The 26912-nt window shown below is 69.7% G+C and carries 15 protein-coding genes; 6 read left to right on the forward strand and 9 right to left on the reverse strand.

Going from position 1 to position 26912, the window contains the following annotated elements:
• Positions 1-33 precede the first annotated feature (33 nt).
• The 6 genes from ACIPSE_RS04100 to rpsL all read right to left on the reverse strand — a co-directional run bounded on the left by ACIPSE_RS04100 (position 34) and on the right by rpsL (position 10146).
• Positions 34-4590: a DUF6531 domain-containing protein gene (locus ACIPSE_RS04100; protein WP_401657138.1), complete on the reverse strand. Its 4557-nt coding sequence runs from the start codon at positions 4588-4590 to the stop codon at positions 34-36.
• 143 nt (positions 4591-4733) lie between these two features.
• Entirely contained in the window at positions 4734-5561 is an 828-nt protein-coding gene (locus ACIPSE_RS04105) for a hypothetical protein (protein ID WP_401657140.1), read from the reverse strand.
• A gap of 237 nt (positions 5562-5798) precedes the next feature.
• On the reverse strand, positions 5799-6992 hold the full coding sequence (tuf, locus tag ACIPSE_RS04110) for an elongation factor Tu (protein WP_353689747.1): 1194 nt from the start codon (positions 6990-6992) through the stop codon (positions 5799-5801).
• Positions 6993-7135: 143 nt separating this feature from the next.
• Positions 7136-9262: an elongation factor G gene (gene fusA, locus ACIPSE_RS04115; RefSeq protein WP_401657142.1), complete on the reverse strand. Its 2127-nt coding sequence runs from the start codon at positions 9260-9262 to the stop codon at positions 7136-7138.
• A 39-nt stretch (positions 9263-9301) separates the two neighbouring features.
• Positions 9302-9772, reverse strand: a complete 471-nt coding sequence (gene rpsG / locus ACIPSE_RS04120; protein WP_005481264.1) for a 30S ribosomal protein S7 — start codon at positions 9770-9772, stop codon at positions 9302-9304.
• A gap of 2 nt (positions 9773-9774) precedes the next feature.
• Complete coding sequence (rpsL, locus tag ACIPSE_RS04125) at positions 9775-10146, reverse strand: 30S ribosomal protein S12 (protein ID WP_003948652.1); 372 nt, start codon at positions 10144-10146, stop codon at positions 9775-9777.
• Between the two features lie 398 nt (positions 10147-10544).
• On the opposite strand from rpsL, the gene ACIPSE_RS04130 reads away from it, so the two are divergent.
• The 6 genes from ACIPSE_RS04130 (at position 10545) to ACIPSE_RS04155 (ending at position 18606) form a co-directional block, all read left to right on the forward strand.
• Entirely contained in the window at positions 10545-11300 is a 756-nt protein-coding gene (locus ACIPSE_RS04130) for a Crp/Fnr family transcriptional regulator (RefSeq protein ID WP_401657144.1), read from the forward strand.
• 142 nt (positions 11301-11442) lie between these two features.
• Positions 11443-12291 carry a hypothetical protein gene (locus tag ACIPSE_RS04135; protein WP_401657146.1) on the forward strand — a complete coding sequence of 283 codons (849 nt, stop codon included), beginning with the start codon at positions 11443-11445 and terminating at the stop codon, positions 12289-12291.
• Positions 12288-14543, forward strand: a complete 2256-nt coding sequence (locus ACIPSE_RS04140; RefSeq protein ID WP_401657148.1) for a hypothetical protein — start codon at positions 12288-12290, stop codon at positions 14541-14543. The genes ACIPSE_RS04135 and ACIPSE_RS04140 overlap by 4 nt, the downstream gene beginning before the upstream one ends.
• A 47-nt stretch (positions 14544-14590) precedes the next feature.
• On the forward strand, positions 14591-16774 hold the full coding sequence (locus ACIPSE_RS04145; RefSeq protein ID WP_401657150.1) for a hypothetical protein: 2184 nt from the start codon (positions 14591-14593) through the stop codon (positions 16772-16774).
• Positions 16771-17301 carry a Pycsar system effector family protein gene (locus ACIPSE_RS04150; RefSeq protein WP_401657151.1) on the forward strand — a complete coding sequence of 177 codons (531 nt, stop codon included), beginning with the start codon at positions 16771-16773 and terminating at the stop codon, positions 17299-17301. The genes ACIPSE_RS04145 and ACIPSE_RS04150 overlap by 4 nt, the downstream gene beginning before the upstream one ends.
• A gap of 39 nt (positions 17302-17340) precedes the next feature.
• Positions 17341-18606: a M48 family metalloprotease gene (locus ACIPSE_RS04155; RefSeq protein ID WP_401657153.1), complete on the forward strand. Its 1266-nt coding sequence runs from the start codon at positions 17341-17343 to the stop codon at positions 18604-18606.
• Between the two features lie 65 nt (positions 18607-18671).
• Here the strand turns inward: ACIPSE_RS04155 and ACIPSE_RS04160 are convergent, their stop codons facing one another.
• From ACIPSE_RS04160 to rpoB, 3 genes are all read right to left on the reverse strand, one after another.
• Positions 18672-19214, reverse strand: coding sequence for a DUF1707 and DUF4190 domain-containing protein (locus tag ACIPSE_RS04160; protein WP_401657155.1), 543 nt, complete (start codon positions 19212-19214; stop codon positions 18672-18674).
• 146 nt (positions 19215-19360) lie between these two features.
• Complete coding sequence (locus tag ACIPSE_RS04165; RefSeq protein ID WP_401657157.1) at positions 19361-23260, reverse strand: DNA-directed RNA polymerase subunit beta'; 3900 nt, start codon at positions 23258-23260, stop codon at positions 19361-19363.
• Positions 23261-23357: 97 nt separating this feature from the next.
• Positions 23358-26843, reverse strand: coding sequence for a DNA-directed RNA polymerase subunit beta (gene rpoB / locus ACIPSE_RS04170; protein ID WP_401657159.1), 3486 nt, complete (start codon positions 26841-26843; stop codon positions 23358-23360).
• Between the last annotated feature and the right edge of the window lie 69 nt (positions 26844-26912).

Genomic DNA, 26912 nt, shown 5'->3' on the forward strand with positions numbered 1-26912 from the left:
CCTGGTGACGGAAGGGGAGAGGGGGACGGGCCCCTAGAACTGGCCCATCATGTGCGCAATGATCGCGTCCCGTTGCGGCAGCACCTTCGGGGACCCGGCGTTCAGTATGTCGATGCCCTCCTGGGTGTTGACCAGGTACTCCGGGGCGTTGCCGGCCGGGCCGCTGTGCTCCCGGTACACCGAGTCCGCGAAGGACTTCGGTACCTCGACGCGGACGACAGTTCCCCCCGGGGTCGCGTACTGGGTCGCCGCGCGGCTGAAGTCGTCCGTCAGGTAGACCCCGGTGTCGGGCGTGTAGGCCCGTTGCAGATCGTCGGAGTGCCCGAGGGAGAAGGCGTCACCGGTCCAGTTCTGGGAGCCGTGGTAGAGGACCACGGTGTCCTCGTCGCAGGCCATGAGCCCGAGCGGGTCGATCTGCCGGAACGGATTGGTGACGTATCCGTAGGGGTCAGGGGCGGGCGCGAGGCCGAGCGGGTCGAGGGAGGTGTAGCGCGCGGTCTCGGGGTCGTAGTGGCGGTGGTAGTTGTAGTGCAGCCCGGACTCGGGGTCCTGGTACTGGCCCGGGAACCGCAGCGGCGTGTAGGCCTGGCTCCGTCTGGGCCAGGCCGTGGCGCCCCAGGTCGTCCGCCGTGCCCGCCAGGCCACGGTGCCCTGGGGATCGAGGAGTTCGGTGGGCGTTCCCACCAGGTCGCTGACGATCGCGAAGAACCGGGAGTCGATCTCCTGCCGGGTCGCACCGTCCGTCAGCCGCTCCGTCTGGGCGACGGGCCGCGTTCCGTCGTGGTCCCAGGTGAGCGTGACCGGGTGCGGCAGTCCGGTGGCGACGGCGGTCTGCTCGGCCAGGACCGGCCCGTCCCAGACGAAGTCGGTCCGTTCGGCGACCGTGACCCCGTCCTCGCCCAGCCGCTCCTTGGCGAGCCGTCGCCCCAGCGGGTCGTAGAGGTACCGCCACACCGCGCCGTCCGGTGTGACCAGGGACGTCAGCCGGTCCTCGGCGTCCCAGGCGTAGCGCCACACATCGGGCTTGCGGGACAGCCGGGTCCTGCGCCGTTCGGTGACGCGTCCGGCCGCGTCGTGGGAGTAGTGCACGGCGCCGGCCCGGTCCAGACGGGTTCCGGTACGGCTCCGCTCCCCCACCGCGTCCTGTGCGCCACGGCGGTCGGACCACGCGGCGGACGTGATCTGCCCGGCCGCGTCATAGGTGTACGACTCCGTTCCCCCGCCGCCGTCGACACCGAGGACCCGGCCCATGGCGTCGACGTCGAGATGCGTCAGGCCGTCGACGGCGTCGGCGAGCCGCACCAGATGGTGATCGGCGCGATAGGTGTACGCCCGGCTCAGGATCTGGCCGCCCGTGCCCTCCCAGCGCTGCTCCACGGGGCGCCCGCCGCCGTCCCAGACCTGGTCGTGGCGTAGGGAGCCGTCGACGAGCCGCCCGGTCTCCTGGCCCACCGCGTCATGCGTGAAGTCGATGCTGTGGCCCGAGGTGTCCAGGCGGGTCGTCCGCCCGACCTCGTCGTAGGTGTACCGGGCCCGCGCCCCGGACGGGGTGGTCCGCTCGACGCGTCGGCCCGCGGCGTCGTAGGCGGAGGTGAGGGTCCGGCCGCCGGACCGCTCCGCGACGACGCGCCCCATCGGGTCGCGCTCCAGGCGGAGTTCGCCGTCCGGGCCGGCGGCGTGCACCAGGCGGCCCATGGCGTCGTGGGTGTACGTGGTGAGCACGCCGTCGACCGTCTTGGAGGCGGGTCGTCCCAGGGCGTCGTAGGAGAAGTCGACGATCTGGCCGGCGGGGTTCACCTTCCGCACCGGGCGCCTGTTCGCGTCGCGTTCGTAGACCGTGCGGCGTCCGTCGAAGTCGGTCTCGGCGACGAGGGCGCCGGCCGCGTCGTACGTGTACCGCCAGTCCAGGCCGAGCGGGTTGGTCACCCGGGTGAGGCGCAGGGAGGCGTCGTACGCGAACTCGTGCCGGCCGCCGTCCGGGGCCGTCTGCGCCGTCAGCAGGTCGAAGGGGCCGTACTCGAAGGCCGTGACGGCGCCTCCCGGGCCCGTGTGGGAGGCGCAGTTGCCCTCGCCGTCGTAGGTCCAGGTCTCCTGCGCGTTCTCCGGGCCGAGGACCCGGGACATCCGGCCTTCGACCGTCCACCACAGTCTGGTGGTGTGGCCCAGCGCGTCGGTGACGCTGTGGAGCCGGCCGAAGGGGTCGTAGGTCCGGTTCGACCGGTCGCCCAGGGCGCTGACGGTCTCCGTCCGCAGTCCGGCCGGGGTGCAGCGCACGAGCGTCGTGGCGCCCAGCGGGTCGGTGACCGCGGCGAGCCCGCCGTGGTCGTCGTACGCGAACCGGGTCAGGGCGCCGTCCGGCGCGGTGGAGGAGAGCCGGTTGCCGCGCTCGTCGTAGCGGTGTTCCCAGGAGGTCCCGTTCGGCAGGGTGACCCGTGTCGGCTGCCCCGACGGGTCGTCGTACGCCACGGTGACCACGCCGCCGTCGGGCAGCTCGACGCGGGTGGGCCTGCCGATGCCGTCGTTCTCGTAGGCGGTGGTGGCGCCCAGGCCGTCCGTGCGGGACAGGAGGTGATGGTGCGCGTCGTAGTGGGCGCGGGTGGTGGTGCCGACGGCGTCGGTCTCGGCGACGACCTGGGTGTTCTCGTTGACGACGAACCGGGTGACGGCACCGTCCGCCCTGGTGTGGGTGGTGACCGCGCAGCCGGGCCAGTCGTCGGAGGTCCCGTCGTACGTGAACGTTCCGGTGACGTGTCCGGCGTCGCCGCCCTGGGACACACAGCGGTCCTGGTCGTCGTAGGTGTAGGCGTACCTGACCCGGTTCCGGTCGGTCCACGAGGTGACGCGCAGCCGCTCGTCGTAGGTGAGGGACAGGGCCAGGCCGGAGGAGTTGACCACCTCGGTGAGGTTGCCGTCGGTGTAGCCGTAGCGCTTGACGACGAGATCCGAGCCGTCCTCGTCCGCCCCGGCCAGGCTCAGTGCGGTGACACGGCCGTCGTCGGTGGTGATCCTGAGGTGGTAGCCGCCCGAGTGGCGGATGGCGAGCGGGGTGCCCGCCGGGTCGTAGTCGAAGGTTACGGAGTTGCCGTTGCGGTCGGTGATGGCCCTGAGGTGCGCCGTGCCGTCCGGGCAGGGGGCGAACCGCCGGGTGAGGCCGGTGCTCGGATCGTCGATCCGGTAGGTGCCGTCCGGGTGGCGGAAGAGCGGCATCCGGGGTCCGCTCTCCGGCAGCGACGGCGCCCCGTCCGGGCTCGGCGACCGGTAGAGGAGGAGCATGCCGTCCTCGGTGACGAGGACGATGTCGTCGTCAGCGCCGATTTCGAGCCGCTGGTCGAGGGTGGAGGACCAGGTGGGCCCGAACCACCAGCCGGTGCGGTAGCCGGAGGCGACACGGCGTGTGAAGGCCAGCGGCAGGGTTCCCGGCAGCGAGATGTCGGTCTCCGTGAGGAACATCTGCCCGGTGGCGACGTCCACCGGGTCGCCACAGCCCTTGACCTTGCTCTTGAGCCGGTTGTAGGCGCCCTTGGCGCCGTCCGCGAGGGCGGTACGGGCGTTCTTGCCGAGCCCGCGCAGAGCCAGGCTCATGCCCTTGAGACCGCCCCGCATCCCCTTCATCGCGGCCAGACCGCCCTTGAGGCCCTTCGCGAGCCCGCCCAGGGTCGTCAGGCCCTTCATCCCGGGAATACAGTCCAGGGCCGCCAACCCCACATCCCACAGGGAGGCTTGCCCTTTCGAATATTTGTAGAGCGTGTCGGCGAGGACGATCAGCGCCGCGATCAGCACGATCGCGCCCAGGATCGGACCGCCGATGATCATCGCGACGATCCCGACGACCGCCACCACTATCTTGCAGACCGCCACAATGGTGTCCCAGTTGTCGGTGAACCAGTCACCGACCTCCTCCCACCACGCCCGGTTCTGAATCCCCGCATCCGACGCCTCGTCGATCTTCGACTTCGCGTCCCGCGCCGCGTCCTCACGCATCTTCCGCGCATCCGCAGCCATCTTCTTCGCCGCGTCCAACGCGTCCTGCGCGTTGTCGACATCCGACTGGGCCGTGGTCTGCGCCGACTTCGCGTGCTGGGCATCCCGGGTCGCCGCACGGACCTTCCCCTCGTCCGGCTTGTCACCACCCGACTTACTGCCCGTCGGATCGTCCTTGTACTTGTCCGCTTCCTTGTTGGCACGGGTGACCCATGAATCGGCTGAGGAGAGGCGGGAGTTGGCAGAGGACAGGTCGCTCTGCGCTTCCCGCCCCTTCACCAGAGCACGATCCGCCAGCGCCTGCGCACGCTCCAGCTTCGGCCAGAAGTCCGCAAGAGCATCCCCGCACAACTCGTACGATTTCTTGAGCTTCTTGAGGTTCTTCGGAACATCCCCGAACTCGTCCTTGAAGACCTCAGCAGACTTCCCCGCCCACTCCAGCAGGGTGTCCTCGCCCGCCATCCCCTTGACCAGACGCAAAGCGTCCGAGACGTCGTCGGCGAAGTCGTGCAGCGTCTTGGCCAGCCGCTTCACCCGGTCCGGATCACCCGGCGTCGGATCCTTCTCCAGATCCAGGACGTACCAGTCCGTCGGCCGATGCCCCGCCATACCCGCAACCCCCGTCACGCACGCAACGCCAACACCCGTATGCACGCGCGAACTTACCTGGACAGGCGTTCGGGGGAAAGGTCAATCAGAAAGGGGCCGGCCCCTCCCCCGGAGCCGGCCCCTCCTCGTCAGCTCAGCTCGTCTCAGCTCACGTCGACGTAGTCCACCGCGCTCTTGGTGGCCCCGGTCGTCGTGTTGCCGTTGTACAGCCAGCGCCAGTAGCCGTCGACGGACACGGTGACCGTCGACTTGACCGCGCCGGTGCTGCTCGACGTGACCGTCTTGACGGTCTTGTACGTCGAGGTGCCCTTCTCGCGGAACTGGAGCCGGACGGTACGGCCGCCGTAGCCGTCGTACTTCTTGGTGCTCCAGTTCGCCCGGGTCAGCTTGCCCGTGACGGTGATCTTCTTGCCCTTGGTGACCGGCTCGGGGGACGCGTTCGCCGTGAGCTTGGACGCCCGCTTGAGCTGGACGGTCGCGGAGCGCTTCTCGTACTCCTCGGCCACGAGACCGCCGCTGGCCTTGAACAGACGCAGCGCGACGCCGATCTTCCAGGTGGTGGCGTCGGCGTTGGAGTCGACGTGCTCCTGGCTCGGGTGGGGATCGATGTACAGATTCCCCTCGCAGTCGGCCTTCTTGGAGCTCTGCTCGTAGCAGGTGTACGAGCCCGGGCTGATGAAGTTCTCCCCGGTGTCGGTCGCCGTGCCGATGTCGCCCCGGTAGAGGAAGGGGTAGGCGTCGTACCGGGACGGATCGCTCGTGCTGTAGCCGGAGGGCAGCGTGAAGCTGAAGCTGAAGGGCGGCTCGACCTCCTTGGTCGTGCCGACCACGATCGGCTCACCGCCGTTGACGACGATGTTCGACACCGTGATCCCGGTGTCCTTGGCCTGGGCCGCCGGGGCGTTGACCACGGTGAGCGCGAGCACTCCCGCCAGTCCGGCCACGACAGCCGTCGGTCTGCCAGATCTCATACGTACCTCATGGATGAAGTGGTGCCGCGTGCCGCGTGCCGCGGTGACGCGGTGACGCGGTGACGCGGTGCAGGAAAGGGCAGCAGCCTACTCAACTCCGCGATCTTGCACGGCAGTCGGGGCAGCCGAAGCGGCCACGGGAACGCGAAGAGACCCACGGACACGCGAAGAGGCCCGCACGACCGAAGTCGTGCGGGCCTCTTCAGAGACCTACCGGTCAGCCCTTGCGGGCGAAGATCACTTGTTGATCTTGGTGACCTGGCCGGCGCCCACCGTACGACCACCCTCACGGATGGCGAACTTCAGGCCCTCTTCCATGGCGACGGGCTGGATGAGCTCCACCTTCATCTCGGTGTTGTCACCCGGCATGACCATCTCGGTGCCCTCGGGGAGGGTCACGACGCCGGTCACGTCCGTCGTACGGAAGTAGAACTGCGGACGGTAGTTGTTGAAGAACGGCGTGTGGCGGCCACCCTCGTCCTTGGACAGGATGTAGGCCTGGGCCTCGAACTCGGTGTGCGGCGTGACCGAACCGGGCTTGATGATGACCTGGCCGCGCTCGACGTCCTCGCGCTTGATGCCACGGAGGAGCAGACCGACGTTCTCACCGGCCTGGCCCTCGTCGAGCAGCTTGCGGAACATCTCGATGCCGGTGACCGTGGTGGTGGTCTTCTCCTGCTTGATGCCGATGATGTCAACGGTCTCGTTGACCTTCAGGACACCACGCTCGATACGGCCGGTGACGACCGTACCGCGACCGGTGATCGTGAAGACGTCCTCGACGGGCATGAGGAACGGCTTGTCGACGTCACGCTCGGGGGTCGGGATGGACTCGTCGACGGCGGACATGAGGTCGAGGACCGTCTGGCCCCACTCCTTGTCGCCCTCGAGCGCCTTGAGCGCCGAGACCTTGACGACCGGCAGGTCGTCGCCCGGGAACTCGTACTCGGAGAGGAGCTCACGGACCTCAAGCTCGACGAGCTCCAGGATCTCCTCGTCGTCCACCATGTCGGCCTTGTTCAGGGCGACGACGATGTAGGGAACGCCGACCTGGCGGGCCAGGAGCACGTGCTCCTTGGTCTGCGGCATCGGGCCGTCGGTGGCGGCCACCACGAGGATCGCGCCGTCCATCTGCGCGGCACCCGTGATCATGTTCTTGATGTAGTCCGCGTGACCGGGGCAGTCGACGTGGGCGTAGTGACGCGTCTCGGTCTGGTACTCGACGTGCGCGATCGAGATCGTGATACCGCGCTGGCGCTCCTCGGGAGCCTTGTCGATCTGGTCGAAGGCCGAGGCCTCGTTCAGGTCCGGGTACGCGTCGTGCAGCACCTTGGTAATGGCGGCCGTGAGGGTCGTCTTACCGTGGTCGATGTGACCGATGGTGCCGATGTTGACGTGGGGCTTAGTCCGCTCGAACTTCGCCTTCGCCACTGGGTCCTCCTGTGGAGTGGTTCTGGTACGCCTTACTCATCGGCGCCAGGTGATCTTTGCTGGGATGCCGCCCGCCGGGGTTCTCCCGTGCCGGGCGATCCCCGGCGGTCGGTGTCAAGCCTAAAGCGTGTAAACGGTGTGTGTTACTCGCCCTTGGCCTTCGCGATGATCTCCTCGGCGACGTTCCGGGGAACCTCGGCGTAGGAGTCGAACTGCATGGAGTAGCTGGCACGGCCGGACGTCTTGCTGCGCAGGTCGCCGACGTAGCCGAACATCTCCGAGAGGGGCACGAGGCCCTTCACGACGCGGGCACCCGCCCGCTCCTCCATGGCCTGGATCTGACCACGGCGGGAGTTGATGTCGCCGATGACCTCACCCATGTAGTCCTCGGGCGTGGTGACCTCGACGGCCATCATCGGTTCGAGGAGCACGGGGGACGCCTTGCGCGCGGCCTCCTTGAAGGCCTGCGAACCGGCGATCTTGAACGCGAGCTCGGAGGAGTCGACCTCGTGGTAGCCACCGTCGAGAAGAATGACGCGGACGCCCGTCATCTCGTAGCCGGCCAGGATGCCGAACTGCATGGCCTCCTGCGCACCGGCGTCGACCGAAGGGATGTACTCCTTCGGGATACGACCACCGGTGACCTTGTTCACGAACTCGTACGAGGCGTCGCCGCCCTCGATCGGCTCGATCGCGATCTGCACCTTGGCGAACTGACCGGTACCACCGGTCTGCTTCTTGTGCGTGTAGTCGAGACGCTCGACGCCCTTGCGGATCGTCTCACGGTAGGCGACCTGCGGCTTGCCGACGTTGGCCTCGACCTTGAACTCACGGCGCATACGGTCGACCAGCACCTCGAGGTGCAGCTCGCCCATACCGCCGATGATGGTCTGGCCCGTCTCCTCGTCCGAGTGGACCTGGAACGACGGGTCCTCCTCGGCGAGGCGCTGGATCGCGACGCCCAGCTTCTCCTGGTCGCCCTTCGACTTGGGCTCGATGGCGACCTGGATGACCGGCGCCGGGAAGTCCATGGACTCCAGGATCACCGGCTGCTTGTCGTCGGACAGCGTCTCACCGGTGGTGGTCTGCTTCAGGCCCATGACGGCGACGATGTCACCGGCGCCCACCGACTCGATCTCCTCACGCTTGTTCGCGTGCATGCGGTAGATCTTGCCGATGCGCTCCTTCTTGCCCTTGACGGAGTTCAGCACCGCGGTGCCGGACTCCAGGCGACCGGAGTAGATCCGGACGAAGGTGAGCTTGCCGAGGTGCGGGTCGCTCATGATCTTGAACGCCAGCGCCGAGAGGGGCTCCTCGTCGGACGGCTTGCGCTTGACGACGACCTCGGGGTCCTTGACGTCGTGGCCCTCGATGGCCTCGACGTCCAGGGGGGTCGGCAGGTAGCGCACGACCGCGTCGAGCAGGGGCTGGACGCCCTTGTTCTTGAACGCGGTGCCGCAGAACACGGGGGTGACCGTGACGCCGTCGGACTTGCCGGACGCGATGGTGATGCGACGGATCGCGGCGTACAGCTGCTCCTCGGTGGGCTCCTGGCCCTCCAGGAACAGCTCCATGATCTCGTCGTCGTTCTCGGCGACGGTCTCGACCAGCTTGCCGCGGTACTCCTCGGCAGCCTCGACGTGCGTGGCCGGGATGTCGACGACGTCGTACATCTCGCCCTTGGCGGCCTCGGCGGACCACACGAGCGCCTTCATGCGGACCAGGTCCACAACGCCCTTGAAGTCCAGCTCGGCACCGATCGGCAGCTGCATGATGATCGGAACGGCACCGAGCCGGTCCTTGATCATGTCCACGCAGCGGTGGAACTCGGCGCCGGTGCGGTCGAGCTTGTTCACGAAGCAGATGCGCGGCACGCCGTAGCGGTCGGCCTGACGCCACACCGTCTCGGACTGCGGCTCCACACCGGCGACACCGTCGAACACGGTGACGGCACCGTCGAGGACGCGGAGCGAACGCTCCACCTCGACCGTGAAGTCCACGTGACCCGGGGTGTCGATGATGTTGATCGTGTAGTCGTTGTCCTCGAGGGGCCAGTGACAGGTGGTGGCAGCAGAGGTGATCGTGATGCCACGCTCCTGCTCCTGCTCCATCCAGTCCATGGTGGCGGCGCCGTCGTGGACCTCACCGATCTTGTAGCTGACGCCGGTGTAGAAGAGGATCCGCTCGGTGGTGGTCGTCTTGCCCGCGTCGATGTGGGCCATGATCCCGATGTTGCGGACCTTGGCCAGGTCAAGTGAAGTGGTAGCCATAAGGCTTCGGTCTTCTCTCGGTCTCGATGGGGGTAGCGACTACCAGCGGTAGTGCGCGAAGGCCTTGTTGGACTCGGCCATCTTGTGCGTGTCCTCGCGCTTCTTCACAGCGGCACCCAGGCCGTTGGAGGCGTCGAGAAGCTCGTTGAGCAGCCGCTCGGTCATGGTCTTCTCGCGACGGGCGCGGGAGTAACCGACCAGCCAGCGCAGCGCGAGCGTGTTGGCGCGACCGGGCTTGACCTCGATCGGAACCTGGTACGTCGCACCGCCGACTCGGCGGGACTTGACCTCGAGGGTCGGCTTGATGTTCTCCAGCGCGCGCTTCAGCGTGATGACCGGGTCGTTGCTGGTCTTCTCGCGCAGACCCTCCATGGCGCCGTAGACGATGCGCTCGGCGGTGGAGCGCTTGCCGTTCAGCAGCACCTTGTTGATGAGGGAGGTCACCAGAGGAGAACCGTAGACCGGGTCGATGATGACCGGGCGCTTCGGGGCGGGGCCCTTACGAGGCATTTCTACTTCTCCTTCTTGGCGCCGTAGCGGCTGCGGGCCTGCTTGCGGTTCTTGACACCCTGGGTGTCAAGCGAACCGCGGATGATCTTGTAGCGAACACCGGGCAGGTCCTTCACACGGCCGCCGCGCACGAGCACGATGGAGTGCTCCTGCAGGTTGTGTCCCTCACCCGGAATGTAAGCGGTGACCTCGATCCCGCTGGTCAGACGCACACGCGCGACCTTACGCAGGGCCGAGTTCGGCTTCTTCGGGGTGGTCGTGAACACACGCGTGCAGACGCCACGGCGCTGAGGGGAACCCTCGAGTGCGGGCGTCTTGTTCTTCTCGACCTTGTCCTGCCGGCCCTTACGGACCAGCTGCTGGATCGTAGGCACTACTTCTCCGGTTTCTGTGTGCCGAATGGTGAAGCTAACCTGGAACATTCGCCGACCCACGCGGTCGGGTGTGTCGGACCCGGCGCACTTCCGCCACGAAGGCGAGAGGAGCACGGATCGCGGTGGCCGCTCACGGCTCCCGGTGCGGTTGAGGACACGCACGCGAGCCAGGGCACACCCCAGGCACAAGGTCTGAGCGTACCTACCTCACGGACTTCGGTCAAAACAAATGGAGCGCACCCCGACACGCCGGACGCTCGGCTGTCAAGAGGACCCGTTCCTCCGCCATTGGCCGATTCGCGCTCTTCCGCCCCACGCGATCTTGGGCGTTCAGTACGTTGACCCGTCTTCAGCGCGGGTTCCGTGAACGGGATCCGCGGGATTCGGGGGGATCGGGCATGACGACGTGGACGCCGGCGTACTCGCCGGACGACGGTGGGCTGGACGACCGGGTGCCGTTCCTGGCACGGCTGGAGAGCGAGGACCGCTCGACGCTCCTGGCGCTCGGCCGCGGCCTGGACTTCCCGCCGCGCACGGTCCTGCTCCGCCAGGAGGAGCCGTCCGCGCACGTCCTCTTCCTGATCCGCGGCTGGACCAAGGTCACCGCGGCCGCCGCCAGCGGCTACGAGGCACTGCTCGCCCTGCGCGGCCCCGGCGACGTCGTCGGCGAGTCGGCGGCGCTCACGGGCCGGCCACGCGGAGCGACGGTGACGGCGTTGGAACAGGTCAGCGCGGTGGCCGTCGACCGCGAGCGGTTCCGGGGCTTTCTGCACGGCTCCCCCGCGGCGTCCTTCGCCCTGCTCGGCCTCACCGTGGACCGCACCCGCGCGGCCGACCGGCGCCGGCTGGAGTTCGCGTCGATGAGCGTGCGCGAACGGTTCGCCGTCCTGCTCCTGGACCTGGCCCGCACCCACGGCCGGCTGACCCCGCAGGGCATCGAACTCGCCGTCCCGCTGAGCAAGCAGGAGCTGGCGGGCTCGGTGGGCGCCTCGCGCGAGATGGTGCAGCGCCTCCTGAAGGAGCTGCGGGACAAGGGCGCGGTCGCCACGGGCCGGCGCGCGATGCTGATCATGCGGCCGGACGTGCTGCGCCGGATCGCCGCGGCGGGCCCGGCGGCGGGCATCCCGTCCCCGCAGCAGCCGCACGACGACTGACCCCGCGCCTCGGGCCCCGGGCCCCGAACCTCGCGAACTGTGCACCCCGTCACATTCCGACTGCGTCATCCGCCCTCCACGCCACACGCCTCCCTCCAGCACGCTTCTCGTCTGCACGCCCCACCCCCCTCGAGAGGCGACCATGAGCGACCCCGTGACCCGGACGATCCTGCTGGTGGACATCGAGAGGTACAGCGACCGGGACGACGTGGAACAGGCCTACCTGCGGCGCATGCTCTACGACATCACCGACCGCACGCTGCGCAGCGCCGGCATCGACGAGACGCTCCGGCTGCGGGCCGACCGCGGCGACTCGGTCATGGAGCTGATCGACGCGAACCAGCCGGTCACCGCTCTGCTGCGGGCCCTGCTCCGCGAGGTGCCGGTCCAGCTCGGGGCGGTCAACCGGATGGCCTCCCGGTCGGCGCAGATCCGGCTGCGGGCGGTCGTCGCCACCGGTTACGTCGCCGTGGACGAGCACGACGGCTGGGTCGGCTCGGACCTGAACCACGCCTGCCGTCTGCTGGACGCCGACATCCTGCGCGCCGCCCTGCGCGAGCGCGCCGACGACTTCGCGCTGTGCGTCTCGGACCCGCTGTACGCCGGGGTCGTACGGCACGACCACCCGGGGATCCCCGCCGCCGGGTTCCACGCGATCACCGTGGACAGCAAGAACGGCCCGCTGACGGCGTGGCTGCACGGACCGGTGCCCGCGGCGGCGACCGGCCAGGACCACCGTGGAACGGGGGAGGCGCCGGGCGGATCGGGGGACCGCCCGGCGCCGCGGGTGCCCGAACAGGGCGGCTCCCGCGAGGGCGGCCGGGCGCCGGACGGACACAGGGGAGCCGCGGCGCCCGGCTCCGCCGTCGACGTGCACGGGGGCACCGTCAACGGCGGGGTGTTCGGCGGCTCCCAGTCCGGCGGCATCAGCGGCGGGAACTTCCACGGCAACGTCACCCTGGGCGGCCCCGAGCGGGGTGAGGGCGCGTGAGCACACCGGAGGCACCCGCCCCCGAACGCCCGGCCGCCGCGAACGCCGTACCGCCGCAGCCCGGCGGGGACGCGGAGGCCGGTGACGGCGCGCGGCCCGCGGCGGAGGAGCGGCCGGAGGAGCTCGACCAGCCGCAGAGCGCCTGGTCGGCCCGGCGCGACCTGGTCGACCACAGCCCGCGGATCATGAACGTGGGCGCCCGGGCCGCCTTCAACGGCGGGCTGCACGGGGGCACCCAGTCCGGCGGCATCAGCGGCGGGAACTTCACCGGTGACGTCTTCCTGGGCAGCCGGACGGAGGTCTTCCACCTCAACTTCCCGGCGTCGGCCTCCCCCGCGGCCGGGGCCTCCGGGGAGATCCCGGGCGCCACCCTGGAGGAACTCGCCGCGCACTTCGCCGCCGACGAGCACCTGATGGCCCGCCTCGTGGAGCGGCTGCGGCGGGAACGGGTGCTGGTGCTCTCCGGCGGCCGTTTCACCGGCAGGCGCACGGCGGCCCTGATGCTGCTGCACCGGCTCGGCGCCTCCCCCGTCCGCGTCCTGGACCGCGACACGCGCCCGGGGGAACTGGCCGACGGGTTGCCGGCCGACACCGCGGGGACGACGGCGGACGACACCGGCGACCGGGCCGAGGACCCGCCCCGCGCCTGCGGATACGTCCTGTACGACCTCACCGCCCGCCGCGACAACCCGCTGCGCGAGCACCATCTGCTGGCCGTCCGCGACCGGCTCGCCGCGCGGGACGCCTATCTCGTCGTCACCGTGGGGCCCACCACGCCCGTCGAGGACGTCACCCCCGAGGAGTGGCCGCCCCCGGCGGCGGCCGACGTCCTCACCGCCCGGCTGCGCACCCTCACCGACCCCGCGACCGCCGGCGCGCTGCTCGCCCGCCCGCAGGTCGGGGACTTCCTCGGCCGCAGCCACCAGCCCCGCGAGGCCGTCCGCTTCGCCGAGCTGCTCGCCCGGTACGCGCGGGGCGAGACGGACGAGCAGGCGGTGACCGACTTCTCGGGCGTGGCGCTGGAGCACCAGGTCCAGGAGTGGTTCGCGGAGGACGAGACCTCCCTGCACCTGCGCGACAAGGCCTTCCTCGTCGCCCTCGCCGCGTTCGACGGCGGCCCCTATCCCCTGACCGCCGAACTGAGCGACCTGCTCTACCGGTTCCTCCAGGAGACCGAGAACCCGGCCCGTGTCCCCGAGGTTCCCGTCTTCGGCACCCATGTCCGCAAGCGCCTCCAGGTCGCCCGGGCGAAGGCCTATCTGGCGGAGGAGCACACGGAGTGGGGGCCGGTGACCCAGAAGAAGGCCGAGTTCCTCGACGAGCGCGCCTCCGCGGTGCTGCTGCGCGAGGTCTGGACGGGCCACCCCTCCGCGCGCCCCGCCCTGATCCGCTGGCTGCGCCGCCTCGCCGACGACGGCCGCCCCCTGGTGCGCACCCGCGCCGCGTCCACCGCGGCCGTGCTGGCCCGTACCGACCTGCCGTCGGCGATGGCGCTGGTCATCCAGCCCTGGGGCATGTCCAAGCGGTTCAGGCACCGGCTCGTGGCCGTCAACGCGCTCACCCTGGCCCACTTCATCGCCACCCCCAACATCCCGCGCATCCTCGACGACTGGTGCTCGGGCGACGACCCACGGCTGCGCTGGGTGGCGGTGCGGGCGTACGGCCTGCTCGGTCCGGAACGCCCGGCGCAGGCCCTGGCCGCGCTGCGCGGCGCCGTACGACGGCTCTACGCCGACGCGCCCGACAGCACGGACGAGGAACTGGTCGTCGAACTCGCCCAGTCCGTCGGCCTGCTGCTGCTGTCCTCGGCGAGCGACCAGGTCCTCACCGGACTGCGCGACCACGTCGACGACGACCGGGCGGTCCGCGACCTCACCCTCGGGGGCTTCGTCTCCGCCTGCGCCCGCACGGAGGACGACGAGCCCCACGGCGCCCCGCTCGTCCTCGGCTGGTACGCCCGGGCCGCGACCGAGGGCGGCCCGGCGGCCCAGGGGGTGCCGTTCCTGTGGCGGACCGCGCTCGCCGACCCGCGCACCACCCGGGACGCGCTCGACGTGCTCCACGGCTGGGTGCTGGCCGCCGGCCGGTCCACCGCCGTGGAGTGGGCGCTGGCCGCCCTCCTGCCCGCCCTCGTCACCACGTCCACCGACCAGCAGCGGCTGAGCCATCTGCTGCGGACCATGCCCGGCGAGGACGGGGCCCCGCCGCCGCCGGTCGCGGCCCGCCTGCTGACCACGCTGCCCGACCGCTGACCCGCACCGGGTCCGTACCACCGGGTCCCACCGAGGAGACACGCCGCATGCCCACCTTCCGCCAGCCCGAGTGGCAGCAGAACGCCGACCGGCACACCGAGCTGATCGACCCGGTCCTCACCGTGCGTCAGCTGTCGCGCTTCGAGTTCAACCTCAGGTCGTACGTCCGTATCGACCACGCCCTGGTCTTCGCCACGGCGAAGGGCGGCTACGAGCCCTATCTGCCGCCGCGCCGGCCGACCCGCGGCGACATCGCCACCAACCGGTACACGGCCGTGTACGAGGTGGACATGGGCGTGCACCCGCACACCTGCGAGCTGCCGCTGCCCAGCGACAACGACGCGTTCGAGTTCACGGCGCAGGTGGACCTGTCCTGGCAGGTGGTGGACCCGGCCCGGTTCGTGGCCTCCGGCCACCGGGACGTCCCCGCGCTGCTCCTCGGCGAGCTCCAGCAGGCGGCCCGTCCGGTGACCCGGCGGTTCGCGATCGGCGACAGCGCCGCCGCCGAGCGGGAGATGCTGGAGGCGATGAACCTGCTGGGTCCGCTCGGCGCCCCGGCGGGCCTCCAGGTCACCTGGACCGTACGGCTGCGCCGCGACCAGGAGAACATCGACCACCAGCGCAGGCTCCAGGCCATCGACCACTCCGCCGAGGAGCAGATCCGGGTGGCGCGGCGCGGCATGGACGTCGACGCCGAGGCGGACCTCCGCGGGCGCGGACAGGACGCGCTCCAGCTGGACCGGGCCATGGCCTACGGCGCCCAGCAGCAGGCCCTCCTCCTCCAGCAGCAGCGCTGGCAGCACGAGCAGGCGATGCTCCAGGGCCGCCAGATGCTGGAGCTCCAGCAGATCGAGGCCGAGAAGATCGCCTTCTACCAGTGGCACCTCCAGCAGGGCGGCGTCCACGGCTGGGCGCTCCACCTCGCCCAGCACCCCGAGGACTCCCGCATGGTCATGCAGAGCATGCGGGACGACCAGCTCCGCATGATCCAGTCCCAGATGGGCCTGGTGAAAGAGCTCCTGGGCGGCGAGGCGGCGGAGAACTGGGAGCTGGAGGGTCCCAAGCAACTGGCCCTGCGCACGGTCCACGACATCCTCAACCAGCGCATGCCCGGAGTGCCCCAGCAGTCCCTCCCGGAAGCGGACGGCACCCCGCTCCCGGACCAGTCCCCCGACCGGCCGGCACCCCCGACCGTCCAGGGCCAGGTGCTCCCCGGATCCCGGCCCCCCGAGCCGACCCACACCCCGGGCACCCCGCACCCCACCCCCACCGACATACCGAACCCCTACGGGATGCCGGCCCAGCCCCACCCCGCGCCGTTCGGAACCCCGAGCCGCCCCTACCCCACCCCGAACGGGATGCCTGCCCAGCCGTACCCCGGACCGACCGGAACGCCAGGCCATCCCCACCCAGGACCGACCGGAACGCCGGGCCAGACTCCCACCGCCCCCGTCGGAACACCGGCCCAGCCTCACCCCGGAGTGGGCGGAGCGGCGGCCCAGCCCCACACCGGTCCCTTCGACCCGACAGGCCGGCCGTACCCCACCCCCGGCGACGGAGCACCGGCCCAGCCGTACTCCACCCCCGGCCCCGGCCCCGGCCAGCCGTATGCCGCCCCCAGCGGCAGAGCACCGGCCCAGCCACACGCCGAGCCCGACAGAGCAGCGACCCAGCCGCACACCGGAGTCGGCGGGGCGGCGGCACAGCCCTACGCCAGGACGGCCAACCCGCCGGGCCAACCGTTCACCACGTCCAGCGGAGTGCCGGGCGGGCCGCACACCGGAACCGCCGGGGCGCCGGCCCAGCCCCACACCGGTCCCCTCGACCCGACAGGCCGGCCGTACCCCACCCCCGGCGACGGAGCACCGGCCCAGCCGTACTCCACCCCCACCCCCGGCCCCGGCCCCGGCCCCGGCCAGCCCTATCCCGCCGGAGGCCCCGGCCCCTCCTACGGCCCCTACGGCACCCAGGCCCAGGAGACCCCCCTCTGGCAGCCCCCCACGCCGCACGCACCGCCGCCGGGCGCACAGGCCCCGTATCCCGGCGTGCCCGCGCCCTACCAGGACTCCCGGCCGCCGACACCGGCCGCCCCGGGTCCCCAGGCGCCGACGCCGGGCGCCTCGCCCTGGCAGCCCCCGCCCGGCTACGGGCGTACCCCGACCCTGCCCGGCACGGACGTGGCGGACAGCGCCACCGACCCCGAGGCCGGCTCGGAGGCGAGTGGCCCATGACGACGCTCGACCCGCCCTCCGCGCTCACGGCCCCCGACGCCCTCGTCCCGCTCTGCGAACGCCTCCTGGCCGACCTCCGTACCGAGGTCGCCCGGGCCGACGCCAAGGCGTCCGTGCTGGTCGCCGCGCTCGGGACGACCGCCGGTGTCCTCAGCGGGCTGCTGGCCGGCCGGGGCTGGACGCCGTCCGCCCTGTCCGCCCTGGGCGCCGCGCTGTGGTGGACCGGGGCGGCGACGCTCGTCCTGTCGCTGTTCGCCCTGCTGCTCGCGGTGCTGCCCCGTTTCCGCTCCCCGCACTGGACCCCCGGCCGTCCGCTCTCCTACTTCGGAGACATCCAGGAGGCCGTCCGCCACGGGCAGTTGGAGGCGGCGCTGACGGAGACCCGGCGGGCGCCCGTCACCGCACTGACCTCCGCGCTCACCGAGATGAGCCGGATCGCCGTACGCAAACACCAGTGGATCCGGACCGGCCTGATCGCCTTCTGCGCCGGCACGGTCCTGCTCCCCGCCTCACTGCTGCTCGGCTGACACCCGCCGACCGGCCTCCGCTCCCGTGAAGGACCCGACATGACCCAGCCGCCGCCCTACCCCGGCCAACCGTCCCAGCACCCCCCGCAGCAGCCGCCCGCCTACCCGGAGCCGTCGCCGCCGTATCCCCAGCAGCAGTTCCCTCCGCAGTACCCGGGACAGCAACAGGCAGCGCCACCCCAGTACCCCCACCAACCCGCTCCCTCGTACCCCCACCAGCCCGCTCCCCCGTACCCCCAGCCCACCGCCCCGATAGCGCCCTCTCCCCCGTACGCCCAGCCCGCCGCGCCCGTGCCCGTGCCCGCCCCCCGCCAGGCCGAGGTCCCGCCCGCGCCCACCGACCCGGCCCATCCCCACCACATCAGCACCGACGCCCGCCGGATCCACCTCTCCCACCAGCAGCGCCGCACGGACGCCACGGCCGTCGGCAGTCTCCTGCTCCACCTGCCGAACTTCCTGTGCAGCCTCTTCGTCGTCGGCCTGTTCGCCGCGTTCTTCGGCGACTTCGGCATCGTGGTGGTCCTGCTCTGGATCGCCAGCGGCGCACTCGTCTTCCACCGCCCCACCGAAAGCGCTCTCGCGCGCCATCTGCTCCGGTTGCGCCACCCCACGCCGCAAGAACGAGCCAAACTCGAACCGGTCTGGCGCGAGGTGACGGCCCGCGCCGGGGTCGAGGGCCGCGCCTACGAACTGTGGGTCGAGGACAGCGACGGCCTCAACGCGGTCGCCGCGGCCGGGCACATCGTCGGCGTCACCCGCTTCGCCATGAACCAGCTCCCCAACGGCGAGCTGGCCGCCGTCATGGCCCATGAGCTGGGCCACCACGTCGGCGGCCACGCCTGGTCCGGTCTCCTCGGCTACTGGTACGCACTACCGGGCCGGGTCGCCTGGCGGGTGCTCAAGGTGGTCTCCACCATCGCCTTCCACGTCTCGAAGGCCTTCGGCTGCCTCGGCGTGGCCTTCGTCGTGCTGCTCGTCGGCGGCCTGGCCGCCGCGACGGTCAGCACGCTGTACGGGCTTCCGCTGCTGATCCTCGGGGTGCCGTACGCCCTCGCCGCCGTGGGCCGCCGTTCCGAACTCCGCGCGGACGAGCACGCCGCGGCCCTCGGCTTCGCCCCGATGCTGGCCGCCGTCCTGGACAAGCTGCACCGGCAGGAACAGCACGCGCGGGCCGAGGTCACCGCCCGCAACGGCGGCGTCCCCGTCGAGGAGAGCGCCCTGAGCCGCCTGCTCTCCTCGCACCCGGACCACCACACCCGGCTGCACCACCTCCAGCCCTACCTCCAGCCGCAGCGCCCGTACTGAGCCCGCGCCCGTGAAGGGCGGCCTCCCCGGACGGAGACCGCCCGCCGGCGCCCACCGCGCTCACCTCAGCTGACGGCCGCCGCGAACATCAGCGTCAGGACCAGCGTCCAGAACGTGATCGACATCCATCCCAGGACCAGCCCGAGCAGCGCCAGCCCGTCGCCGCCCTCCCCCGTGCGCTGGATCTCCGAGCGCGCGGTCTGGCCGAGCACGACCGCGGGAATCCCGGCCAGGCCGAAGGTCGGCAGACACAGCACCCCGCAGATCACGGCCCCGACGGCCTTCCCGTTGGTCCGCGGCCGGGGAGGCGGCAGGAACGTCCGGGGCACCGCGAGAGGCTGCGCCAGAGGTCCCTGGGGCAGATCACCGACCAGCAGCGCCAGCTCCCCGACGGTCCGGGCCGCGTAGACGCGCTCGACCCGCCGGTCGAACTCCGGCTTCTGCAGCCGCCCCTCCCCGTACCCCGCTCTGAGCACGTCCACGGCCCGCTCCCGGTCGGCGTCGGAGGCGAGCATGGCCGGCGGACCGTACGCGGGCGCTCCGTGGGGCGGCCAGGGATGCCAGGGCTGAGGGGCACCCTGCCAGGGTTGCCACGACGGATTCGACATGAGAGCTGTCCTCCCCACCCCCCGAGCTCCCTCCATGATGCGCCGAACCCGCATTCCAGGACAGATCGCGTCAGGCACCGGAAAACGCCGAAGGGCGGCCACCCCGTACGAAACGGGGTGGCCGCCCTTCGACTCAAGCGGCTCGCTTACTGGTTGTACGGACCGTAGTCGTAGTCCTCCAGCGGAACGGCCTGGCCGGAGCCGGTGCCGAACGGCGAGTAGTCGATGTCGTCGTAGCCGACGGCCGAGTACATCGCGGCCTTGGCCTCCTCGGTCGGCTCCACCCGGATGTTGCGGTAACGGGACAGACCCGTACCGGCCGGGATGAGCTTACCGATGATGACGTTCTCCTTGAGGCCGATGAGCGAGTCGGACTTGGCGTTGATCGCCGCGTCCGTGAGAACTCGCGTCGTCTCCTGGAAGGACGCCGCCGACAGCCAGGACTCCGTGGCCAGCGAGGCCTTGGTGATACCCATGAGCTGCGGACGACCGGAGGCCGGGTGACCGCCCTCCTGGACCACACGACGGTTCTCGACCTCGAACTTCGAGCGCTCGACGAGCTCGCCGGGCAGCAGCTCGGCGTCGCCGGACTCGATGATCGTCACGCGGCGGAGCATCTGCCGGATGATGATCTCGATGTGCTTGTCGTGGATCGACACGCCCTGCGAGTTGTACACCTTCTGGACCTCGCCGACCAGGTGGACCTGGACGGCACGCTGACCCAGGATGCGCAGCACGTCGTGCGGGTTGGTGGCACCCACGGTGAGCTTCTGGCCCACCTCGACGTGCTCGCCCTCGCTCACCAGCAGACGGGCGCGCTTCGAGATCGGGAACGCCGTCTCGTCGCTGCCGTCGTCCGGCGTGATGACGATCTTCTTCGTCTTCTCGGTCTCCTCGATGCGAACGCGACCGCTCGCCTCGGAGATCGGGGCGACACCCTTCGGCGTACGGGCCTCGAAGAGCTCGACGACACGCGGCAGACCCTGCGTGATGTCGTCACCGGCCACACCACCGGTGTGGAAGGTACGCATCGTCAGCTGGGTGCCGGGCTCACCGATGGACTGGGCGGCGATGATGCCGACCGCCTCACCGATGTCGACCAGCTTGCCGGTGGCCAGCGAGCGGCCGTAGCACATGGCGCAGGTGCCGACGGCGGACTCGCAGGTCAGGACCGAGCGGGTCTTGACCTCGGAGACACCGCGGGACACGAGGTCCTCGATGAGGACGTCACCGAGGTCGGTGTTGGCCGGGGCCAGCACCACACCGTCGACGACGATGTCCTCGGCCAGCGCACGGGCGTAGACCGACGTCTCGACGTTCTCCGTCTTGCGCAGCACACCGTCCGCGCCGACCTCGGCGATCGCCAGCTTGAGGCCGCGGTCGGTGCCGCAGTCCTCCTCGCGGATGATCACGTCCTGCGAGACGTCCACCAGACGACGGGTCAGGTAACCCGAGTCGGCGGTACGCAGGGCGGTGTCGGCGAGACCCTTACGGGCACCGTGCGTGGAGATGAAGTACTCGAGGACGGACAGGCCCTCACGGAACGAGGCCTTGATCGGACGCGGGATGGTCTCGTTCTTCGCGTTCGACACCAGACCACGCATACCGGCGATCTGCCGCATCTGCATCATGTTTCCTCGGGCACCCGAGTCAACCATCATGAAGATGGGGTTCGTCTTGGGGAAGTTCGCGTTCATCGCCTCGGCGACCTCGTTGGTCGCCTTGGTCCAGATCGCGATGAGCTCCTGCGTGCGCTCTTCCTTGGTGATCAGACCGCGCTCGTACTGCTTCTGGACCTTCTCGTCCTGCGCCTCGTAGCCCTTGACGATCTCCTTCTTCGCCTCGGGAACGACGACGTCGGAGATGGCCACGGTGACACCGGAACGGGTCGCCCAGAAGAAGCCGGACGCCTTCAGGTTGTCGAGCGTCGCCGCCACGATGACCTTGGGGTAGCGCTCGGCCAGGTCGTTGACGATCTCGGAGAGCTGCTTCTTGCCCACCGAGTAGTCGACGAACGGGTAGTCCTCGGGCAGCAGCTCGTTGAAGAGCGCGCGGCCCAGCGTGGTGTTCAGACGGAAGGTGTCACCGAGCTGCCACTCGGGGTCGCCCTCCTCCTGCGCCGGCGGGGTCCAGCCGCGCGGCGGGATGGTGCCCACCGGGAAGCGGATGTCCACGCTCGACTGGAGCGCCAGCTCACCGGCGTCGAACGCCATGATCGCCTCGGCCGTGGAGCCGAAGGACCGGCCCTCGCCCTTGGTGTCACGCAGTTCACCGTCGGTGGTGAGGAAGAACAGACCGAGGACCATGTCCTGGGTCGGCATCGTCACCGGACGGCCGTCGGCGGGCTTGAGGATGTTGTTCGAGGACAGCATCAGGATGCGGGCCTCGGCCTGCGCCTCCGCGGAGAGCGGCAGGTGGACGGCCATCTGGTCACCGTCGAAGTCCGCGTTGAACGCGGTGCAGACGAGCGGGTGGATCTGGATGGCCTTGCCCTCGACCAGCTGCGGCTCGAAGGCCTGGATGCCGAGGCGGTGCAGCGTCGGCGCACGGTTCAGCAGAACCGGGTGCTCGGCGATGACCTCTTCCAGGACGTCGTACACGACCGTACGGCCGCGCTCGACCATGCGCTTGGCGCTCTTGATGTTCTGCGCGTGGTTCAGGTCGACCAGGCGCTTCATCACGAACGGCTTGAAGAGCTCCAGCGCCATGGCCTTGGGCAGACCGCACTGGTGCAGCTTCAGCTGGGGACCGACGACGATCACGGAACGCGCGGAGTAGTCCACACGCTTGCCGAGAAGGTTCTGACGGAAACGACCCTGCTTGCCCTTGAGCATGTCGCTCAGGGACTTCAGCGGGCGGTTGCCGGGGCCGGTCACCGGGCGACCACGACGACCGTTGTCGAAGAGGGCGTCCACGGCCTCCTGGAGCATGCGCTTCTCGTTGTTCACGATGATCTCGGGCGCACCGAGGTCGAGAAGGCGCTTCAGGCGGTTGTTGCGGTTGATCACACGGCGGTACAGGTCGTTCAGGTCGGAGGTCGCGAAGCGGCCACCGTCCAGCTGCACCATCGGACGGAGGTCCGGCGGGATGACCGGCACGCAGTCGAGCACCATGCCCTTGGGGCTGTTGCTGGTCTGCAGGAACGCGGAGACGACCTTGAGGCGCTTGAGCGCACGGGTCTTCTTCTGGCCCTTGCCGGTACGGATGATCTCGCGGAGGCGCTCGGCCTCCTCCTCCAGGTCGAAGGACTCCAGGCGCTTCTGCAGCGCCGCGGCACCCATCGAACCGTCGAAATACGTGCCGAAGCGGTCACGCAGCTCGCGGTAGAGGAGCTCGTCGCCCTCCAGGTCCTGGACCTTGAGGTTCTTGAAGCGGGTCCAGACCTCGTCCAGGCGGTCGATCTCGCGCTGCGCACGATCGCGCAGCTGCTTCATCTCACGCTCGGCACCCTCGCGCACCTTGCGGCGCACGTCGGCCTTGGCGCCCTCGGCCTCCAGCTCGGCCAGGTCGGTCTCGAGCTTCTTGGCGCGGGCTTCCAGGTCGGCGTCGCGACGGTTCTCGACCTGCTGGCGCTCCACGGAGACGTGCGCCTCCAGGGAGGGCAGGTCGCGGGTGCGGCGCTCCTCGTCGACGTACGTGATCATGTACGCCGCGAAGTAGATGACCTTCTCCAGGTCCTTCGGAGCGAGGTCGAGCAGGTATCCGAGGCGCGACGGAACGCCCTTGAAGTACCAGATGTGGGTGACGGGAGCGGCCAGCTCGATGTGGCCCATCCGCTCACGGCGCACCTTGGCGCGAGTGACCTCGACGCCACAGCGCTCACAGATGATGCCCTTGAAGCGGACACGCTTGTACTTGCCGCAGTAGCACTCCCAGTCCCGGGTCGGACCGAAGATCTTCTCGCAGAAGAGTCCGTCCTTTTCCGGCTTGAGCGTGCGGTAGTTGATCGTCTCGGGCTTCTTGACCTCGCCGTGGCTCCACTGACGGATGTCGTCAGCGGTGGCCAGACCGATCCGGAGCTCGTCGAAGAAGTTGACGTCGAGCACTATGCGTCAATCCCTCTCAGGGTTGTAAGTCTGTGGTCTGAAACGGGGGCCTGGGGGTCGGCGGAGCCCTGATCGCTCAGGGCCCGCCGGACTCCCGTCAGACCTCTTCGACGCTGCTCGGCTCGCGCCGGGACAGGTCGATGCCGAGCTCCTCCGCAGCGCGGAAGACGTCCTCGTCGGTGTCACGCATCTCGATGGACATACCGTCGCTGGACAGCACCTCCACGTTCAGGCAGAGAGACTGCATCTCCTTGATGAGCACCTTGAAGGACTCGGGGATGCCGGGCTCGGGGATGTTCTCGCCCTTGACGATCGCCTCGTAGACCTTCACGCGGCCGGTGACGTCGTCGGACTTGATGGTCAGCAGCTCCTGGAGGGCGTACGCGGCGCCGTAAGCCTCCAGCGCCCACACCTCCATCTCGCCGAATCGCTGGCCACCGAACTGGGCCTTACCACCCAGCGGCTGCTGGGTGATCATCGAGTACGGGCCGGTCGACCGGGCGTGCAGCTTGTCGTCGACCAGGTGGTGGAGCTTGAGGATGTACATGTACCCGATGGAGATCGGGTCCGGGAACGGCTCACCGGAGCGGCCGTCGAACAGCCTCGCCTTACCGGTCGGCTGCACCATGCGGTCGCCGTCGCGGTTCGGGATGGTGTGGTTCAGCAGACCCGCGAGCTCGTCCTCGCGCGCACCGTCGAACACCGGGGTGGCGACGTTGGTACCGGCGGCGACCTGGTCGGCGCCGATGGCCTGCAGACGCTGCGCCCAGTCCTCGCCGAGCCCGGAGACGTCCCAGCCGCGGCTGGCGAGCCAGCCGAGGTGGATCTCCAGGACCTGTCCCGGGTTCATTCGGGACGGGACACCGAGCGGGTTGAGGATGATGTCGACCGGGGTGCCGTCCTCCAGGAACGGCATGTCCTCGATCGGCAGGATCTTCGAGATGACACCCTTGTTGCCGTGACGGCCGGCGAGCTTGTCACCGTCCGTGATCTTGCGCTTCTGCGCCACGTAGACACGAACCAGCTGGTTCACGCCCGGGGGCAGCTCGTCGCCCTCTTCACGGTCGAAGACGCGGACGCCGATGACCTTGCCGATCTCGCCGTGCGGGACCTTGAGCGAGGTGTCACGGACCTCACGGGCCTTCTCACCGAAGATGGCGCGCAGCAGACGCTCCTCCGGCGTCAGCTCGGTCTCGCCCTTGGGCGTGACCTTGCCGACGAGGATGTCGCCGGCGACGACCTCGGCACCGATCCGGATGATGCCGCGCTCGTCGAGGTCGGCGAGGACCTCCTCGGAGACGTTCGGGATGTCCCGGGTGATCTCCTCGGGGCCGAGCTTGGTGTCACGGGCGTCGACCTCGTGCTCCTCGATGTGGATCGAGGAGAGGACGTCGTCCTGCACGAGGCGCTGCGACAGGATGATCGCGTCCTCGTAGTTGTGACCCTCCCACGGCATGAACGCCACGAGCAGGTTCTTGCCCAGGGCCATCTCGCCGTTCTCGGTGGCCGGACCGTCGGCCAGGACCTGGCCCTCGATGATCCGGTCGCCCTCGTTGACGATGACCTTCTGGTTGACCGAGGTGCCCTGGTTGGAGCGGGCGAACTTGGCCAGGCGGTACGTGATGTACGTGCCGTCGTCGTTGGTGGTGGTGATGTAGTCCGCGGAGACCTCCTGGACCACACCCGCCTTCTCGGCCTTGACCACGTCGCCGGCGTCGACGGCGGAGCGGTACTCCATGCCGGTGCCGACGAGCGGGGACTCGCTCTTGATGAGCGGCACGGCCTGACGCATCATGTTCGCGCCCATGAGGGCACGGTTGGCGTCGTCGTGCTCCAGGAAGGGGATCATGGCGGTCGCGACCGACACCATCTGGCGCGGCGAGACGTCCATGTAGTCCACGTCGTCACCGGCGACGTAGTCGACCTCGCCGCCACGGCGGCGGACCAGGACACGGTTCTCGGCGAAGCGCATGTCGTCCGAGAGCGTGGCGTTGGCCTGCGCGATGACGAAGCGGTCCTCCTCGTCGGCCGTCAGGTAGTCCACGTCGTCGGTGACCTGGCCGTCGACGACCTTGCGGTACGGCGTCTCCACGAAACCGAACGCGTTGACGCGGCCATAGGAGGCGAGCGAACCGATCAGACCGATGTTGGGGCCTTCGGGCGTCTCGATCGGGCACATGCGTCCGTAGTGGGACGGGTGCACGTCACGGACCTCGAAGCCGGCCCGCTCACGGGAGAGACCACCCGGGCCAAGAGCCGACAGACGGCGCTTGTGGGTGAGACCCGACAGCGGGTTGTTCTGGTCCATGAACTGCGACAGCTGGCTGGTGCCGAAGAACTCCTTGATGGAGGCGACGACCGGCCGGATGTTGATCAGGGTCTGCGGCGTGATCGCCTCGACGTCCTGGGTCGTCATGCGCTCGCGGACGACACGCTCCATACGCGCCAGACCCGTACGGACCTGGTTCTGGATGAGCTCGCCGACGCTGCGCAGACGGCGGTTGCCGAAGTGGTCGATGTCGTCGGTCTCGACCACGATGGTCGTCCCGCTGTCGCCGACCGTCTCGGTCTCGCCCGCGTGCAGCTTGACCAGGTACTTGATCGTCGAGATGACGTCCTCGACGGTCAGGACGCCCGCGTCGAGCGGAGCCTCCGCACCCAGCTTCTTGTTGACCTTGTAGCGGCCGACCTTGGCGAGGTCGTAGCGCTTCGGGTTGAAGTACAGGTTCTCCAGAAGCGTCTGCGCGGCCTCACGCGTGGGGGGCTCGCCCGGACGCAGCTTGCGGTAGATGTCGAGCAGCGCGTCGTCCTGGCCCTGGGTGTGGTCCTTCTCCAGGGTGGCGCGCATGGACTCGTACTCGCCGAACTCCTCCAGGATCTGCTCGGTGGTCCAACCGAGGGCCTTGAGGAGGACGGTCACGGACTGCTTGCGCTTGCGGTCGATGCGGACACCGACCATGTCGCGCTTGTCGATCTCCAGCTCCAGCCAGGCACCCCGGGAGGGGATGACCTTGGCCGAGAAGATGTCCTTGTCGGACGTCTTGTCGATGGAGGAGTCGAAGTAGACACCGGGAGAACGGACGAGCTGCGAGACGACGACACGCTCGGTGCCGTTGATCACGAAGGTGCCCTTGTGGGTCATGAGCGGGAAGTCGCCCATGAAGACCGTCTGGGACTTGATCTCGCCGGTCTCGTTGTTGGTGAACTCGGCCGTCACGAAGAGCGGGGCCGCGTACGTGAAGTCGCGGTCCTTGCACTCGTCGATGCTGTTCTTCGGCGGCTCGAAACGGTGGTCGCGGAACGTCAGCGACATCGACCCGGAGAAGTCCTCGATCGGGGAGATCTCCTCGAAGATCTCCTCCAGACCGGACTTCGTGGGGACGTCCTGACCCGACTCAAGAGCCTCCTCGACCCGACTCTGCCAGGCGGTGTTGCCGAGCAGCCAGTCAAAGCTCTCGGTCTGCAGCGCGAGCAGGTTCGGAACCTCGAGGGGCTCCCTGATCTTTGCAAAAGAGATGCGCAGCGGGGCGGTGCTGGCGGCGTTGTTCGTATTCGCGGTCGAGGCGTTGCGCGAGGCGGCCAAGAGGGGGTCCTTCCGAGGGCTCGGACTCACTACGCGCGTGCCGGTCCCTCTCCGGGGTCGCACAGAGAC

It is taken from the genome of Streptomyces sp. NPDC090106, from assembly GCF_044747265.1.
Classification (GTDB): domain Bacteria; phylum Actinomycetota; class Actinomycetes; order Streptomycetales; family Streptomycetaceae; genus Streptomyces.

Coding starts and splice junctions, on each gene's coding strand:
- ACIPSE_RS04100 (WP_401657138.1), bottom strand. CDS start 4,590: ATGGCGGGGCATCGGCCGACGGACTGGTACGTCCTGGATCTGGAGAAG.
- ACIPSE_RS04105 (WP_401657140.1), bottom strand. CDS start 5,561: ATGAGATCTGGCAGACCGACGGCTGTCGTGGCCGGACTGGCGGGAGTG.
- fusA (WP_401657142.1), bottom strand. CDS start 9,262: ATGGCTACCACTTCACTTGACCTGGCCAAGGTCCGCAACATCGGGATC.
- rpsG (WP_005481264.1), bottom strand. CDS start 9,772: ATGCCTCGTAAGGGCCCCGCCCCGAAGCGCCCGGTCATCATCGACCCG.
- ACIPSE_RS04130 (WP_401657144.1), top strand. CDS start 10,545: ATGACGACGTGGACGCCGGCGTACTCGCCGGACGACGGTGGGCTGGAC.
- ACIPSE_RS04135 (WP_401657146.1), top strand. CDS start 11,443: ATGAGCGACCCCGTGACCCGGACGATCCTGCTGGTGGACATCGAGAGG.
- ACIPSE_RS04145 (WP_401657150.1), top strand. CDS start 14,591: ATGCCCACCTTCCGCCAGCCCGAGTGGCAGCAGAACGCCGACCGGCAC.
- ACIPSE_RS04150 (WP_401657151.1), top strand. CDS start 16,771: ATGACGACGCTCGACCCGCCCTCCGCGCTCACGGCCCCCGACGCCCTC.
- ACIPSE_RS04155 (WP_401657153.1), top strand. CDS start 17,341: ATGACCCAGCCGCCGCCCTACCCCGGCCAACCGTCCCAGCACCCCCCG.
- ACIPSE_RS04160 (WP_401657155.1), bottom strand. CDS start 19,214: ATGTCGAATCCGTCGTGGCAACCCTGGCAGGGTGCCCCTCAGCCCTGG.